The organism is Centipeda artemidis DSM 19719, from assembly GCF_000426665.1.
Lineage (GTDB): Bacteria > Bacillota > Negativicutes > Selenomonadales > Selenomonadaceae > Centipeda > Centipeda artemidis.
The window spans coordinates 19,756-35,486 of the sequence record NZ_AUFU01000002.1 but is presented as its reverse complement, the minus strand read 5'-3'; the positions used below and the strand labels follow the sequence as shown (position 1 = coordinate 35,486).

Sequence of the window (15,731 nt, the reverse complement as noted above, 5' to 3'; positions counted from 1 at the left end):
TCCACGCAAATGCATAGAAAAGCCTGTATTCTAAAAATGGATAAACGGATTGTGTCTTGCATGTCATTGAAAACTCCTTTAAGGCCTCACGGGACCTCTTAAAAGGTAATATCGTTCTTCATATTATACGTTTTTGCAGATGAAAAATCAACTCTATGCGCGATGTCAATTCAAATTTTTCTGTAAGCCGTTCCGCCAGCAACGTATAGCGGCGCCGCGTCCGGTCGTTACTGACGGCGGTATAGAGTGCGGCACGGTCGCCGACGATGATCACTCTTTCCTTGGCACGGGTTACTGCGGTATAGAGCAGATTGCGCTGGAGCATCACATGATGGGCGCGCACGAGCGGCAGAATGACGACCGCGTACTCGCTCCCCTGACTCTTGTGAACGCTCATCGCGTAGGCGAGAGTGAGAGACGAAAGTTCGTCACGCGTATAGGAGACATCCATGTCCTCTGCGAACCGGACGACAACATGCTCACTGTCTATCCATGAGACCGTTCCAATGTCTCCGTTGAACACGCCTTTCGTATAGTCGTTGCGCGTCTGCATCACTTTATCGCCCATGCGCAGCCATCCGATTTCCGCCTTGTCCGGCGCGGGCGGATTCAGTGCGGCTTGGAGACGCCCGTTAAGCATATCCACGCCGCACGCCTCTCGGCGCATGGGGGAAAGAACTTGTATATCCATGATAGAGGAGCCGCCGCGCTTGCGCAGCAACTGTTCCGAAAGTCGAACGATTTGCGCCGCCGCATCTTCGCTTGAGACCGAGGGAAGAAAGGAGAAGTCCGCCGCGGAAAATGTTGGGATGCGCCCGGCGTTGATGGCATGTGCGTTGAGCACGATCGTTCCCGCACTGTTCTGCCGGAAAATTTCGGTTAGGCGTACGCTCGGAATGACACCCGCACGCAGAATATCCTTGAGAACGGATCCGGGGCCCACCGCCGGCAACTGATCCACATCGCCTACAAAGATGATATGTGTCCCGGGGAGAACGGCAGAGAGAAAATGGAACATCAGCACAATATCCATCATCGACACCTCGTCGATAATGATGACATCTGCCTCGAGCCGCGTCTCGGCATCACGCCCAAAGTGCGTAGCGCCCTCCTCGCCGCCCTGTGCCTCGAGCATTCTATGAATGGTCGCCGCTGGTTTTCCCGTCGCCTCCGAGAGCCGCTTTGCCGCGCGCCCGGTCGGCGCACCGAGCAGAATCTCCAGTCCCTGCTCTTCCAAAATATCTATGATGCTCCGGATGACCGTTGTCTTCCCCGTCCCGGGGCCTCCTGTCAGCACAAGGATTCCGTTCGAGAGGGAGGCGATCACTGCCTCTCTCTGCGCCGCGGCGAGATGTACCTCATGCACTTCTTCCCACGCAGCAACACGTGCCTTGGCGTCATCCATGTGGATATACTCCGCTTCCCGCTGAAGTGTCAGCAGCATCCGTGCGGTGCGTTCCTCGGCTTGGTAGAGGGGCGTCGGGTAAATTAGACGCTCGCCCATCTCATCCACCGCATGAAGACGTCCCGCCTTTACCTCGCACGCGAGGACATCCATCACTTCTGAGCGCGATACACCAAGACGCTGCGCGGCTTTATCGGTCAAAATACGCTCAGGAATACAACAGTGTCCGCCGGATGAAATCATGGACAGCTCATAGGTAATACCGGCAGCAATCCGCTCCGCCGCATTTTTTTCCCATCCGGCGGCGACGGCGATAGCGTCCGCCGTCATGAAGCCGATGCCGTCAATATCCTGCGCAAGCCGATAGGGAGATTTTTCCAGCACCTGCACGGCGAGAGAGCCGTACGCCTTGAAGATGCGCGCCGCATAGCCGCCCGTAATACCGTGATCCCCAAGCCACAGCATAATATCGCGCAGTTCAGATTGGCGCATATAGGACGACACGATTTTTTCCAGCGTCTTGGCGCCGATGCCGGGGACTTCCTTGAGCCGATGCGGCGCCGTCTCGATGATGGCAAAAGATTTCGCGCCAAATCTGTCCACGATGCGCCGTGCCATGGCGGGGCCCACGCCGTCGATGACGCCGGACGCCAAAAAACGCTCCATCCCCGCCGCATTGGTCGGCGCGGCGACGCGCATCCGCAGTGCCTGAAACTGGCGTCCAAAACGCGGATGCGTTACCCAAAATCCTATGAGCCGCACCTCCTGCCCAACCAGCGGCGCGGCGCCCTTGGTCGTGGCGGTGCATTTTCCCTTATTGTCCAAACGCAGACGAAACACAGAGAACGCGCCGTCATTCGATGAAAAAACAATATGGTCGACGGTTCCCGTCAGCTCGTCTTCTTCGGAACGAAATCCAAGGTTTTGCCCGGTGTCCATGTTATTCCTCCATCAATCGTTCCCATCGCGCATAACGCTCGGCAATCTCTCGTTCCTTCGCCGCATATTCCTCGGCAATCGCACCGCTCCGCACAGGATCTGCCTGCGTTTCAGGTCTATTCATCTCGTATTCCAGTCCTTTGAGCTCTGCCTCTGCCATGGCGATCTCCGCTTCCGCACGATCCGTTAGTTCCCTGCGTTTGGCGTCGCTCATACGCGTCGGATACGATGCGTTTGATTTCGTAGCGGTACTCGCTTTTTCGGATTTTGCAGCGGTCGGCGGCTGAACCGCCTTTTTTTCGTCCTTTTCCTCATCGGCGGATGCGGCTTCCGCCTCCGCTTCTTTCTTCATCAGATAGTAGCTATAGTTGCCTAGATACTCGGTAATTTTTCCGTTCGCGAGCTCTAGTGTGCAGTTGGCGACCTTATCGAGGAAGTAGCGGTCGTGCGAAACGGCGATGAACGTCCCCGGAAACGCCATCAGCGCTTCTTCCACCGCCTCGCGCGCGGGGATGTCGAGATGGTTGGTCGGCTCGTCCAGCACGAGGAAATTTGCTCCCGTCAGCATGAGCTTCAAAAATGCCACACGCGCCTGTTCTCCGCCGGAAAGCGCGCCGACGAGCCGCAGTACATCGTCGCCGCGGAACAAAAACGCGCCGAGATACCCGCGTGCATGTTCCTCGTCGATACCGAACGTGTAGCAGATTTCGTCCAACACCGTTTTCGCTGGATCAAGCCCCTCGTGCTGCTGAGAGAAATATCCGATTTTAACGCGGCTGCCAATTTTGATTCTGCCGCTTGCTTCCAGCTCTCCAATGAGGATTTGCAGGAGCGTCGTCTTCCCCGCGCCGTTTTCGCCGATGAGCGCAACGCCGTCTCCTTTGCGGATGAGGAGGGAGATGCGGTTCAACACGGGATGATTTTGATAGGAGAACGAAATATCCTCCATCTCCGCCACACGCTGCGCACATTCCGGCGGCGGACTGAACGCGAAGTAGTTGAACGCCGCGGCTGCAGGCGGCAGGACGATGCGTTCCAGACGGTTTAGTTGGCTTTGCCGTCCGCGCGCCTGTTTCGCCTTGATTCCAGCCTTATAGCGTCTAATGTATTCCTCCGTTTTTTTGATATGTGCCTGCTGCTTTTCATAAGCGCTTTGCAGCGCCGCGCGCCGCTCCGTCTTGACGCGCATAAAATGCGTATAATTACCCGTATATGCCGTCACTTCCCTGTGATCAAGTTCGAGGATGCGCGTCGTCACGCGGTCGAGAAAATAACGATCATGCGATATGAGAAGCACGCCGCCGCGATAGTTCTGCAAAAACTTTTCCAGCCATTCGATCATGCCGATGTCGAGATGATTCGTCGGCTCGTCCAAAAACAGGAAATCCGGCTCCCGAAGGAGTGCCTTGGCAAGACAGATGCGCGTCGTCTGCCCGCCGGAAAAATAGCGGACGTTCTTTGTAAGATCCTCCTCGGAAAATCCCAGTCCAAACGCTACACGCCGGATGCGGCTCTCGAATTCATAACCGTCCAGCGCCTCAAACCGTGCGACGAGGTTTCCGTAGGCGCTCAGCTCTTCTTCCGTCGCTCCCGCTGCGATGTGCCGTTCCATCTCCTCTTTTTGTGCGCCGAGCGCGATAATGTCCGAAAACGCGCGCCGAAATTCCTCATACAGCGTGCCGTCCGCGAACTCTGCCTGCTGCTCCACATAGCCGACCGTATCCGCACGGTCGATGAGCACCTGCCCCGCATCGGACTCTTCACGCCCGAGCAGGATGCGCATCAGCGTTGTTTTTCCTGATCCGTTCGCGCCGACCAGACCGACCTTGTCGCCGGGCATCACTTCGAAATTCACCTGTGAGAACAGCGTACGGATGCCGTATGATTTTTCAAGACCGATAACCTTTAGCCGTCCCATATTATTCTTCCATACGCCCCTTTTTCTTGGATGGATCTCCGCCGTAATCTTTCCCTATGATGACAATCGCCTGCCGGTCACCCGCGCCGTCCACCGGCATAATAACGCACGGAAACGGCATGCCGTAAAACAGATCAACATGCGCCTGCGCCGTCATAATCGCAGTCTTTGGACGATCCGAGGATCGTCCCGTCTCTACGCTTGAAATCTGAAATCCTTTCGCGCGCAGTACATCGGCAACCGCCGCCCCCGCACCGTCGATACCGCTAGAATTGATGACCATAACGGAAATATCGTTCTGCTGATCTTCCGTAGCAGATACTTTCGTTTCCTGCGTCTCTTTTGCCTCATTCTTCTGTGCTGATTTTTCCCGGTTTGATTTCTGCTCTGCCGCGCGGCGAGCTTCGATTTCACGATCACCTTCGGCAAGGAGTTCGTCGGAGGACGGAAGTACGTCCTTGCCCGATGGTTCCGTCATTATGCGTAAACGCTCCGGCATATCCGAACGGTACGCCGCAGCGTCAAGCGCTGCCTGCGCCCTCATATCCTCCGGAAAATCGAGTCCATTTTCTTCAAACAACGTTTTGCGCGTTTCCTCAATATCCGGAATCCAGTAGCTGACATCTCCTAGGTAAGCGGGCGTCCCCTCCACCGTCTGCATCTTCAGCCCTTCCGTGCCAACGTCTTGAAACCGCCTGACAGCCGTTATGAGCTGACGCGGCGACAAATCCGTCTCGACCGCATGTGTCAGCTCGTCCATCAGCGCGGCGAGCCGCGGGAACACCTGCGGCGAGATGAGCTGCGCGAAAAACGCACGCATAAATGCCTGCTGACGCGCGATGCGCCCAATGTCCCCCGTACCGTCCCGATAACGCACATATTGAATCGCATGAGCACCGTCCATATGCTGTAGTCCCGGATAGAGATCAATGACGAGCCCTCCGTTATCATCCCACGGATCTTCATAATGCATCCGCTTTTCAACGTCGATATCGACGCCGCCAACGGCATCTACAATACGTTCAAACGCAGAAGTATCCACGAGAATATAATGTGTCACAGGTACGCCGAGCAGTGCACTGACCGACGAGAGTGTCAGCTCATGCCCACCATATGCGTAGGCATGATTGATCTTATCGTAACCGTAATTCCCCACCTTTATGCGTGTATCGCGCGGGATCGAGAGCAGAGACGCGTGTCCATGCGCTTCATCGATGGCAGCGAGCATCAGCGTATCACTGCGCCCTGCATCACCCTCCCTGCGGTCGACGCCCATCAATAAGACATATGACAATTGATCTTTTTCACCATATCGGAATACCGTCGTATCGCCCAGCGACTCCGAAAGATAATCCCCCCCCATATAATAAAGTGAACATACAACAACAAAGGAAAATGCGAATACAACACCCGCATATTTTATAAAAAGTATATGGTTTCCTTTTTCTTCTTGGTCGGTTGTATCAGATTTTTTCATAACGGCGTACGGCGTCCCTTCATCGTAAAGAAATTATGCTTCAGTATAGCAAAAACGGGCGTTCTATGCAAATTGTCCTCTTACATGAAAGGCACTTTACAAATGAGAGCAATTCATGTAAACTTATTATAAATATTAGTTTGATATACTTATTAAGTTATATGTGCGAATATAGATGCTCTAGGGAATGTCCGGTAAGAGCATTGTATCGATGGCACAAGGGTGAGGGAGAGGACTATGCTGCGACTTCCCATATCGAAACTTGAGGACGGCATGATTCTTGGGCAAAGTCTCTTTAATACTGCCGGCGGAAGCTATCTTGTCAAGGGACGACCCGTGACTATTGAATATATTCGTAAACTTCGACAGCTTGGTATACAGACCGTGACTGTCACGTCGATGGATCCGCGCCACCGTGTCGCACCGCCGCCGGACGTCATTGAGGAAAAGACACGTGTCAAGGCGATCAGTGCCGTTTATGATACCTTTCAATCGGTCACAGAAAACGGGACACTCGATGCCGCACCACTCGAAAAAGTTGCTGATGCCATTGTCTTTGATCTTTTCAATAATCGTGAAAACCTCGTGCAGTTGACTGATATTCGTATGCACGATGCATATACGTTTGCGCACAGCGTCAATGTCGCTGTTCTCTCGGCAATGATGGGAATGCTCTGTCATCTGCCGAAAGAGGAGCTTTCTCTTATTACATTGGGGGGGCTGCTGCATGATCTTGGGAAAATCGATGTGGAGTACGAAATACTCAATAAGGATCGTAGTCTTACACAGACAGAATTCGAGATGATTCGGCAGCATCCAAGTGCAGGTGCACGCCGCATCGTTAAGATGCATAATCTTCCAAAGACGAGTATTTTAGCGGCAATCGCAGGACAGCATCACGAGCATATCGACGGGACGGGTTATCCGCGCGGTATCAAGGGGGATGAGATTCACCGCTTTGCAAAGATAACGGCAATCGCTGATGTCTATGACGCATTAACAAGTGAACGCCCTTACAAAAAAGCATATATGCCAAATATCGCCTATAACATTATGCATAACATCAATAAAGGACAGTTTGACCAGAAACTGATTGATAAGTTCTTTAACAATGTAGCTCTCTATCCGGAAGGGGTCGTTCTAAAAACGACTTTTGGATTTGCCGTCGTGAAGGAGAGTCGGTTTGGACGAACCAAGACGCCGATCATCATCCGATTCGCCGATACGAATGGAAAATTATTGAATGAACGCACGGAAATCGATCTTTCAGAAGTAGATCATGGAGCAGAATCCATTCAAGTCGTTCCAACGGGCAACGAACTCTATCATTTCATCCATGAGCTCGGCGTCGATCCCTCCTATTATTTGGAAGAGGCGCGTGCAAAGGATAAAGAGGCAGGAATCGTCTCCTCGGGCATAAAGGCTCCACCGCGCATCAATTAATCAACTGCATAAAAATAAAATGTGCATACAAAAAGCCGGACAGCGATGATCCGGCTTTTTCATTTATTTTTTTTCCGCGCGAGGATGCGAGCTGCCATCTCCTCCACGGACGTGCATCCGGCGGTATCGTATCCCGCTGACGCAAGTTTTTTCCCGAGCGTCAGGATATGTGGCGCACGCAGCGACGTACGTTCCAGAAGTGCATCGTTGAGAAAGAGCTCTTGCGGCGCACCTGTACCAATCACTTGTCCCGCTGCCAGCAACACAAGATGATCCGCCACGCGCAATATATCCTCCATACTATGAGAAACGAGGATGACGGTCATGCCCCGTTCACGATGCAGCATAGTGAGCAGGGACAGCAGCGATTCTCTGCCGCAGGGATCAAGCCCCGCCGCAGGCTCGTCCAGGATGAGATACCGGGGCGCGAGCGCCAGCACACCCGCGATGGCGGCACGCCGTTGTTCCCCGCCCGAGAGTGCAAATGGAGAACGCGCTCCGTAACTTTCGTCAAGTCCCACGAGCCGCATCGCATCCTTAACGCGCGCATCAATCTCTTCCTCTGCGAGTCCTTGATTTTTAGATCCAAACCTGATGTCTTCGTACACCGTCTCTTCAAAGAGCTGATGCTCCGGATATTGGAACACCATGCCGACGCGCAGACGCGCTGCTAACGCCGGCTTGCGCTCCTTGCCGGACGCACCGAACAGAGCCGTATCGTCAACAAACACGTTGCCCTTCGTCGGCGTGACGAGCCCCCCCATGATCTGCATCAGTGTGGACTTGCCCGCGCCCGTCTCCCCCGCAATCGCCGTAAAGGAGCCGTCGGGGATGGTCAGCGAGAGCTCATGGAGCGCTGTATGCGAGAGCGGCGTATCCTCCATATAGGTATAGGAAACGGATTCTACTCGGATAGACAACGGATCAGCTCCTCATCTCGTAATATCCCATGCGGGAGGTTAATCCCGCCGCAGCGCAGGCGCCCCGCGAGCTCAGCCGCGAGTGGAACGTCCAGACCGAGCGATCGTACGCGCTGCGGATCGTCAAACACTTCCTGCGGGGTTCCGTCCATCACGATCTGCCCCGCGTTCATCAGTACAATACGGTCGGCAGCAACAGATTCCTCCATGAAATGTGTGATGTAGACGATAGTCATTCCGTATCGTTCGTGCAGCATCCGTACCGCGTCCAGGACTTCCGCACGCCCCCTCGGATCAAGCATCGCCGTCGGCTCATCAAGCACCAATACGCGTGTCTGCATCGCGAGCGCCCCCGCAATCGCAACGCGCTGCTTTTGCCCGCCCGAGAGCAGGTGCGGCGCATCCTGCCGCCGCGCCTCCATCCCGACGAGCGAGAGAGCTTCGCTTACACGCCTGCGGATTTCCTCGGGCGGAACACCGAGATTCTCAGGGCCAAAGGCAACGTCGTCCTCGACAGTTGCCGCAACGAGCTGATTGTCCGGATTTTGAAATACCATACTGACATCCCGGCGAATATCGATGCACAAATTTGGATCGCGCGTATCTCGTCCCCCAATATAACACGCCCCCTCCGTCGGGAGAAGCAGCGCGTTCAGATGACGCGCAAGCGTTGATTTTCCGGATCCGTTCGCCCCCAGTACCGCGACAAATTCTCCTGACTTTATGGACAGCGAGACGTCGCTGAGTGCGTGGTGCGCCTCGTTCTCTCCTCTCATATAGGTATGCGTCACATGTTCGAGGCGGATCAATGTCTCATCCTTCATCGTATCAATTCCCAGCACAACTTTTTACCCTGTATATATGGTATATGTTTTATCTAGCTTTTGGTTTTTTCTTTCAGGCGCACATGGAACGTCGTGCCTTCGTTCACAGCACTTTCGAGAGAAATTTCGCCGTGATGCGCCTCCACAATACCGCGTGCGATCGCAAGTCCCAGTCCATTCCCGCCCATGCGGCGCGAGCGTGCCTTGTCCACGCGGTAAAATCGGTCAAAGATGCGCTCCCGATGCTCCGGCTCGATGCCGATACCGTTGTCAGCAACGGTGAGGTGTATCTCCCCTTTCTCCGCCATGAGCGATACCTTGATCTTTCCATGTTCCTGCGTATACTTTACCGCGTTGTCCACAAGAATGAGGATGAGCTGGCGTATCTTTTGCTCGTCTGCATAGATCTCCAATTTCTTCGGCAGAACTTCCTCGATGACAATGTCCTTCTTCTCCGCAAAGGGGCGCATGATGCGCACTGTCTGACGGGCAGCGGATACGATGTCCATATGCGAGATTTTGAGCTGATTCGCCTTTCCGTCCGTTCGCGCGACCGTGAGGAGATCGCCGACGAGCTTCGTCATTTTCTTCACCTCGTCGCGCACGTCCTCGATGACTTGCTTGAGGAACGGCGAGGTAATGGACGTATCACTGCGCAGGAGATCGGCAGACGCGAGCACGACCGCGAGCGGCGTGCGCAGCTCATGGGAGGCATCGGCGGCAAATTGACGCTGGCGTTCATACGCCTCTCGGACAGGTTTCATCGCACCGCCCGAGAGCACATAGCCAATGCCCGCGGCAAAGGTGAGCGCGATGACACCGAGCACAGCGAGCGCCGAAGTTGCCTTCTCCATTCCGTTATACATCGCCGTCACGTCCTTGCCGACGAACACGGTTTGCGGTGGGAGCGGCGGGGCAAGCACTGCCTTTGCCGTCATCATCACCTTCGTCCGGTTGCCTCGCTCGTCCGTCTTCGTAAATACGCGTACCTCTCCCTCGGGCGCGTTCCACGCCCCGACAATATCGAGAATGAAGGACTCAATGCGATAGGAAGCGCGTGAGAATTTAATCAGATGCCCCTGATCGTTAAAGACGTAGTAAAACAGGCGATCGTTCGTACTGCGGTACAGATGCGCCTCATCAGCGTCGCCCTCTGCGTGGAGCTCCGCATAGATCTGCGATTCCGCGATGCCGTTGCTCGTCTCGAGCAGTTCACGCGCCTGCTCCGAAGTAATCGCCCACTCCATCGTTTTATGCATAGCAAAGAGGAGGACAATGACCAATCCTCCCATCACAAGCGCGTAGCGAAGCATGAGCCGCAGGCGGCTGCGGCCAAAGACATTCTGCTCGCTCAATGCGACGCCTCTAGTTTATAACCGACGCCGCGTATCGTCTTGATTGCCTCGCCCTCGCTCGCCGCATCGAGTTTTTTGCGCAGCATTTTCATATAGGAGTCGATATTATTGGAGCTGACATCGGACTCCAGCCCCCAAATACGATCCAATATGATGTCGCGCGGAACGACGATGCCGATATTCTGCGCCAACAGGTCAAAGAGCTGGAACTCGCGCGGAGAGAGCTGAATCATCTTTCCGTTTTTTTCAAGGATATTGGCAGTGCGGTTGAGACGGAATCCGCCGATCTCGTCCACCTCGTGCTGGATCTTCTGCGTCGACCGTCGCCCAAGTGCGCGCAGACGTGCAAGAAGCTCTGAGAACTCGAACGGCTTCACGAGATAGTCGTCCGCACCCGCATCCAGTCCCGTTACGCGATCCTCTACGGAGTCGCGCGCCGTCAGCATGAGAATGGCACGGTCATAGCCGTTCTTGCGCAGACGCGTACACGCGTCCACACCACTCTCGCCGGGCATCATCCAATCAAGGATGAGAATATCGTACTCCGTATACGTCGCGTACTCATAAATATCGTCCCCGTTTGTGACCCATTCTACCGTAATGTCGTTTTGTTCCAACATATATTGGATCAACTTTCCGAGACGCAGATCGTCTTCGGCAAGCAACACCCGCATAATATCATCCTCCGGCATATATCAAACATTATGTATACCGCAACTAAAGTATACGGAAACGATGTGAAAGATAGCTGAAAATCTTATACCGCACGGTGCTCCGGGGCGATCATGGAGAAAAACACGAGAGCCCCGAGCGCATACAACGTGACCATGATGATTGCCATCGGCAGTGCCGTATGATCTCCTGCGATGCCGACCACGGGCATCATACAGGCGCCGAGGAGCATTGAGGAACAGCCGATGAGCGCGGATGCGCTCCCCGCGTTCTTCCCCTGCCGTGTGAGCGCGAGGGAAAAGCTCGCGGCGCCCATCACCGAAAGCGGAACGACTGTCAGGAAGAGCAGCAACACGATCACGAGCAGCGGCGCGGTAAAATAAAATCCCGTCAAAAGCAGAATACTGCCAAGGAGTGGGACAAGCACCGCATATTTCAGCAGACGCACGTCCGGCACGCGTCCCGCAAGACGCGCGGGCAGGACTCCCGTGACGAGAAGCCCCAGTCCAATAGCCCCAAAGATCAAGCTGTACGCCTGTGGCGATACCGCGTAGATATTTTGAAAGATAAAGGATGAGCCTGCAAGATAGCAGAAGAACGCGCCGAATACGAAACACTGCACGAGACAATGCCCTAAGAAGTAGCGGTTTTTGAGAAGTATCGGAAATTTCTTCAGCGAGTCCGTCACATTGCTGCTGCGCGCCTTTTTCGCCAGCGTCTCACTGTAAGCGAGCGTCGCGGCGGCAAGCCCCACGCCGATGAGTGTCAGCAAGACGAACGTCGCGCGCCACGATGCAAAGAGCAGGATCTGCCCGCCGATAACAGGCGCCAAGATTGGGGCGAGACCGTTGACCATCATGAGTACGGCGAAGAACCGTGTGAGCTCCGCGCCCTCGCACACGTCCCGAGCAATCGCACGCGCGATCACGATGCCGCTTGCCCCCGCAAAACCCGCGAAAAAACGAAAGAACAGAAAATAATCGATGTCCTCGGCAAGGACGCAGCCGAGCGTTGCCCCGATAAAGACAAGCATCCCGATGAACAGCGGTTTTTTGCGTCCCCACAAATCACTGAGCGGTCCCGCGAGGATCTGCCCGAGCGCCATCCCGAGTGTCGTCATTGTGAGCGTCATCTGGATGAGAGACGTCGACACACCAAAGTCCGCCTGCACCTCCGGCAGTGCCGGCAGGTACATATCCGTCGAGAGCGGCGCGATCGCCGTCATGATTCCTAAAAACACTGTAAGCCAAAGGCGGCTGCGCCCGCGTAAAGCCATCGTATCCCCGCTTCCCCGTACGTTATCGCGCGCACGCATCCCCCGATATGTGCGAGCCCTTCTTTTTATATGACAACAAGCGGTCTTTGACTGTCTCCCATATCGCCGTTGCGATGACGATGCCCGCAGCGATGGAGACGGCATAGAGGAACGTCTTGATGCCCTGCATCCCGAATTTTCCCCAATCACCGGATACTGCATAGAACATCGTTCGGTAGAGCGCGCCGCCCGGCACCATTGCAATCACGCCGATGATGAGGAACACCGTCGCGGGACATTTATAGACCCGAGCCAATATCTCCGCCGCGATCGTCGCAAAGACCGCACCCGCGAAGTACCCGGCAAATTCGTTCCAATCGAGCGCAACGAACAGCATGGTAAAGCCCCACGCACCCATGCATACGACTGCGCCCATCCCCGCGTCTTTGATATGCCCGTGAAAGAGCATATGGAAACAGAAGCCGCCGACGAGCGAGGTGAGCAGATAGACCCACCACAGCGTTTCGAACGCAATGATTGTGCCCGTCGCGCTGAATGCAAACCCCGCCGCTATGAGCAAGCTCAAAATAATCGCCTCCGCACTCTTGAGCAGCCCCGAGATCGTCTCCTGACTGAACATATCGCGAATTGAGTTCATCAGCGCGAGCCCTGGAATCACGGGCATGATATTGCCCATATTGATGGCGGCAGGATGGATATCGAACCCGAACCATAGGAACGAATTGGCAAGCATCCCTCCGAGGAAGCTCAAGAGGACGAGCGAGCAGTATGCGTTCAGCTTCGTACGGCTCAGAGCGTATTGTATCAGGCGCAGGAGCGCCCCCACAAGCCCGGCGCAGACCGCATCCTCAAACCGCCCGCCGAAAAAAGCGGAAAAACTCGCCGCAATCATCGCCCAATAGAATACGGACGCCCATAGCGATGTCTGCTCCATCGTATCGATCGCACGGATGCGTTCCTTGATCTCATCCGACGTGCGCGGCTGCGCGCAGATCTCCCGCGAAAGCTGATTGAGCGCCTTGAGCCGCTGAAAATCAAAGTTCTGCGGCGGAACGCGCCGCATCTGCGTCAGGATGCCGATGTCCGCGCCGCGGATCGTCACGATGATGCTCGAGGTAATCACCATCACGTCGACATGGCGCACCCCGTAGGCACGGCAGATGAAGTTAATCGTGCGCTCGACGCGGCTCACCTCAGCCCCCGTGACCAGCATTCGCTGCCCGATGTCGATGGCGCGCTCGAGGATGTTGTTGATATTGATGCGCTGTTTCTCATTTATCATAATGAGATAGTTATAACATGATTGCGCGCGCTTGTCACCCCTTTCATAGAAAAACAGCAGAGCAAACGCTCTGCTGTATCTATCCAAGAGATAATATTATTCGACGGTAACCGATTTGGCGAGGTTGCGCGGCTTATCCACATCGCACCCGCGCGTGATAGCGGCATAGTAGGAAAGGAGCTGGAGAGGAATCACCGAGAGAATCGGCATGATGAATTCGTCCGTTGCCGGCACATAGATCACATGATCCACATACTTTTTCAGCTCCGTATCGCCCTCGGCAGCGATGCCGATGACTATAGCGTCACGTGCCTTGACTTCTTTGATGTTGGAGAGCGTCTTTTCGTAGACGTTGCGCTGCGTCGCCAACGCGATCACGGGAACGCCCTCTACGATTAGCGCGAGTGTGCCGTGCTTGAGTTCCCCTGCCGCATATGCCTCCGCATGGATGTAGGAAATCTCCTTGAGCTTCAGCGCGCCCTCGAGCGAGACCGAGTAGTCCAGTCCGCGCCCGATATAGAACACATCCTCGTTAAACCCGTACTGCTTCGCAAACGTCTTAATCGGTTCCACATCGGAAAGAATCTCCGAGACCTGCGTCGGAATCTCGAGCAGTTGCGTAACGAGCTGCGCCGTGCGCGCTGGTGCGATAGCCCCCTTGATTTCAGCCATATAGAGCGCAAGCATAAAGAAGAGTACGAGCTGCGTCGTATACGCCTTCGTCGATGCGACTGCGATCTCGGGTCCCGCCCATGTATAGACCACCTGATCCGCCTCGCGCGCGATGGACGAACCGACGACATTCGTGATCGCAAGCGTCTTTGCCCCGCGCCGCTTCGACTCCTTCAGTGCAGCGAGCGTGTCGCTCGTCTCACCCGACTGCGAGACGACGACGAGCAGCGTCTTATCGTCCACGATCGGATCACGGTAGCGGAACTCCGAGGCGACATCGACCTCTACGAGGACACGCGCCAGCTTTTCAATATAGTATTTGCCGACAAGTCCCGCATGATACGCCGTTCCGCACGCAACAATGTAAATCTTATTGAACGAATTGAGGTAGGCCGCGTCCCACGCAAGTTCCTCGAACGAAATCGCCTTCTTATCGCTTGTAATGCGCTGACTCATCGTATCGCGCACAGCTTTGGGCTGCTCGTGGATCTCCTTGAGCATGAAATGCTCATAGCCGCCCTTCTCCGCCGCTTCCGCATTCCACGTCACTTCAAAGACTTTCTTTTGCACAGGTTCGCCCGCGCGATTCGTGACCTCGATGCTGTCCTTGCGGACAATCGCAAGCTCACCGTCACCGAGAATATAGGTGCGGCGCGTGCGCGAAATGATGGCGGGAATATCCGAGGCGATGAAGTTTTCCCCCTCACCGAGACCGATGATGAGAGGATTGTCCTGTTTCGTGCAAATGAGCATATCGGGGTGCGCCTTGCTCATGAACGCGAGCGCATACGAGCCCTCGATGCGGCGCAGTACCTCACGCACTGCCGCAACGAAATCACCCGCATACACCTCTTCAAGCAGGTGGACAACGACCTCCGTATCCGTCTCGGACTTGAACTCGTGTCCCTTCGCGATGAGTTCTTCCTTGAGGGACAGATAGTTCTCAATGATGCCGTTGTGGACAATCGCAAAATTTTTATGACAATCCGCATGGGGATGCGCGTTCACATCGGACGGCCGCCCGTGCGTCGCCCACCGCGTATGACCGATGCCGAGCGTGCCGACCGGGACGCGCCCCTTGATCTGCTCGCGCAGCGCCGCGAGACGCCCCACGCTCTTCTCAATGTGGATCTCACCGTCCTCATAGACCGCAATCCCCGCCGAATCATAGCCGCGATATTCCAGTTTGGACAGCCCGTCCAAAAGAAACTCCGCCGCCTGACGATTTCCGACATACCCGACAATTCCACACATAAAAATACCTCCCGATTGATAGAACATATAGAACATCTCTCAGGGATTCCGCTCCGTCTGCGGCTTTGTCCACGGAGTCGCCCCCATGATTTGACCGCAGACTCTCGACAGAGCGTGCCGGAAGGCATCCGCCGACGGGTCGACAACCTTCTCCTCGTTTTCTGAAATATATTCCGTACCATTTCAGAACCGGCGCTAAGAACTTCGTTCTTTTCAATAAAAGAAATCCCTATGTATCCATGATACACAGGGACATTCTATCCGAAATAGCCACAGAAGTCAATTGCAGGTTCC

At 54.9% G+C, this 15,731-nt stretch carries 11 protein-coding genes; 1 reads left to right on the top strand and 10 read right to left on the bottom strand.

Annotated elements, in window-relative coordinates; translation table 11 throughout:
• Positions 1 to 118 precede the first annotated feature (118 nt).
• From recD2 to K341_RS0102860, 3 genes are read right to left on the bottom strand one after another with little or no spacing between them, the layout of a single operon-like run.
• The gene (gene recD2, locus K341_RS11575; RefSeq protein WP_051217772.1) at positions 119 to 2,344 is read right to left on the bottom strand and encodes an SF1B family DNA helicase RecD2; all 2,226 of its coding nucleotides are present in this window, start codon (positions 2,342 to 2,344) and stop codon (positions 119 to 121) included.
• A gap of 1 nt (position 2,345) precedes the next feature.
• Positions 2,346 to 4,262 (bottom strand): ABC-F family ATP-binding cassette domain-containing protein, encoded by a 1,917-nt coding sequence (locus tag K341_RS0102865; protein WP_026761782.1) that lies wholly within the window; start codon positions 4,260 to 4,262, stop codon positions 2,346 to 2,348.
• A 1-nt stretch (position 4,263) separates the two neighbouring features.
• Positions 4,264 to 5,739, bottom strand: coding sequence for an LCP family protein (locus tag K341_RS0102860; RefSeq protein ID WP_026761781.1), 1,476 nt, complete (start codon positions 5,737 to 5,739; stop codon positions 4,264 to 4,266).
• A gap of 237 nt (positions 5,740 to 5,976) precedes the next feature.
• Here K341_RS0102860 and K341_RS0102855 point away from each other — a divergent pair, with 237 nt between their 5' ends.
• A complete protein-coding gene (locus K341_RS0102855) occupies positions 5,977 to 7,182 on the top strand; it encodes an HD-GYP domain-containing protein (protein WP_009658144.1) in 1,206 nt (401 codons plus the stop codon).
• 59 nt (positions 7,183 to 7,241) lie between these two features.
• Here K341_RS0102855 and K341_RS0102850 read toward each other — a convergent pair whose 3' ends face one another.
• The 7 genes from K341_RS0102850 to glmS all read right to left on the bottom strand — a co-directional run bounded on the left by K341_RS0102850 (position 7,242) and on the right by glmS (position 15,437).
• Positions 7,242 to 8,102 carry an energy-coupling factor transporter ATPase gene (locus K341_RS0102850; protein WP_009658157.1) on the bottom strand — a complete coding sequence of 287 codons (861 nt, stop codon included), beginning with the start codon at positions 8,100 to 8,102 and terminating at the stop codon, positions 7,242 to 7,244.
• Positions 8,087 to 8,926 carry an energy-coupling factor transporter ATPase gene (locus K341_RS0102845; RefSeq protein ID WP_009658123.1) on the bottom strand — a complete coding sequence of 280 codons (840 nt, stop codon included), beginning with the start codon at positions 8,924 to 8,926 and terminating at the stop codon, positions 8,087 to 8,089. The genes K341_RS0102850 and K341_RS0102845 overlap by 16 nt, the downstream gene beginning before the upstream one ends.
• 53 nt (positions 8,927 to 8,979) lie before the next feature.
• Positions 8,980 to 10,281 carry a sensor histidine kinase gene (locus K341_RS0102840; protein WP_026761780.1) on the bottom strand — a complete coding sequence of 434 codons (1,302 nt, stop codon included), beginning with the start codon at positions 10,279 to 10,281 and terminating at the stop codon, positions 8,980 to 8,982.
• Positions 10,278 to 10,955, bottom strand: a complete 678-nt coding sequence (locus K341_RS0102835; RefSeq protein WP_026761779.1) for a response regulator transcription factor — start codon at positions 10,953 to 10,955, stop codon at positions 10,278 to 10,280. Before K341_RS0102835 ends, K341_RS0102840 begins: the two co-directional genes overlap by 4 nt.
• Positions 10,956 to 11,038: 83 nt before the next feature.
• Complete coding sequence (locus K341_RS0102830; protein WP_026761778.1) at positions 11,039 to 12,229, bottom strand: multidrug effflux MFS transporter; 1,191 nt, start codon at positions 12,227 to 12,229, stop codon at positions 11,039 to 11,041.
• A 22-nt stretch (positions 12,230 to 12,251) separates the two neighbouring features.
• Positions 12,252 to 13,511 (bottom strand): threonine/serine exporter family protein, encoded by a 1,260-nt coding sequence (locus tag K341_RS0102825; protein WP_026761777.1) that lies wholly within the window; start codon positions 13,509 to 13,511, stop codon positions 12,252 to 12,254.
• A 96-nt stretch (positions 13,512 to 13,607) separates the two neighbouring features.
• Positions 13,608 to 15,437, bottom strand: a complete 1,830-nt coding sequence (glmS, locus tag K341_RS0102820) for a glutamine--fructose-6-phosphate transaminase (isomerizing) (RefSeq protein WP_026761776.1) — start codon at positions 15,435 to 15,437, stop codon at positions 13,608 to 13,610.
• Positions 15,438 to 15,731: the final 294 nt, after the last annotated feature.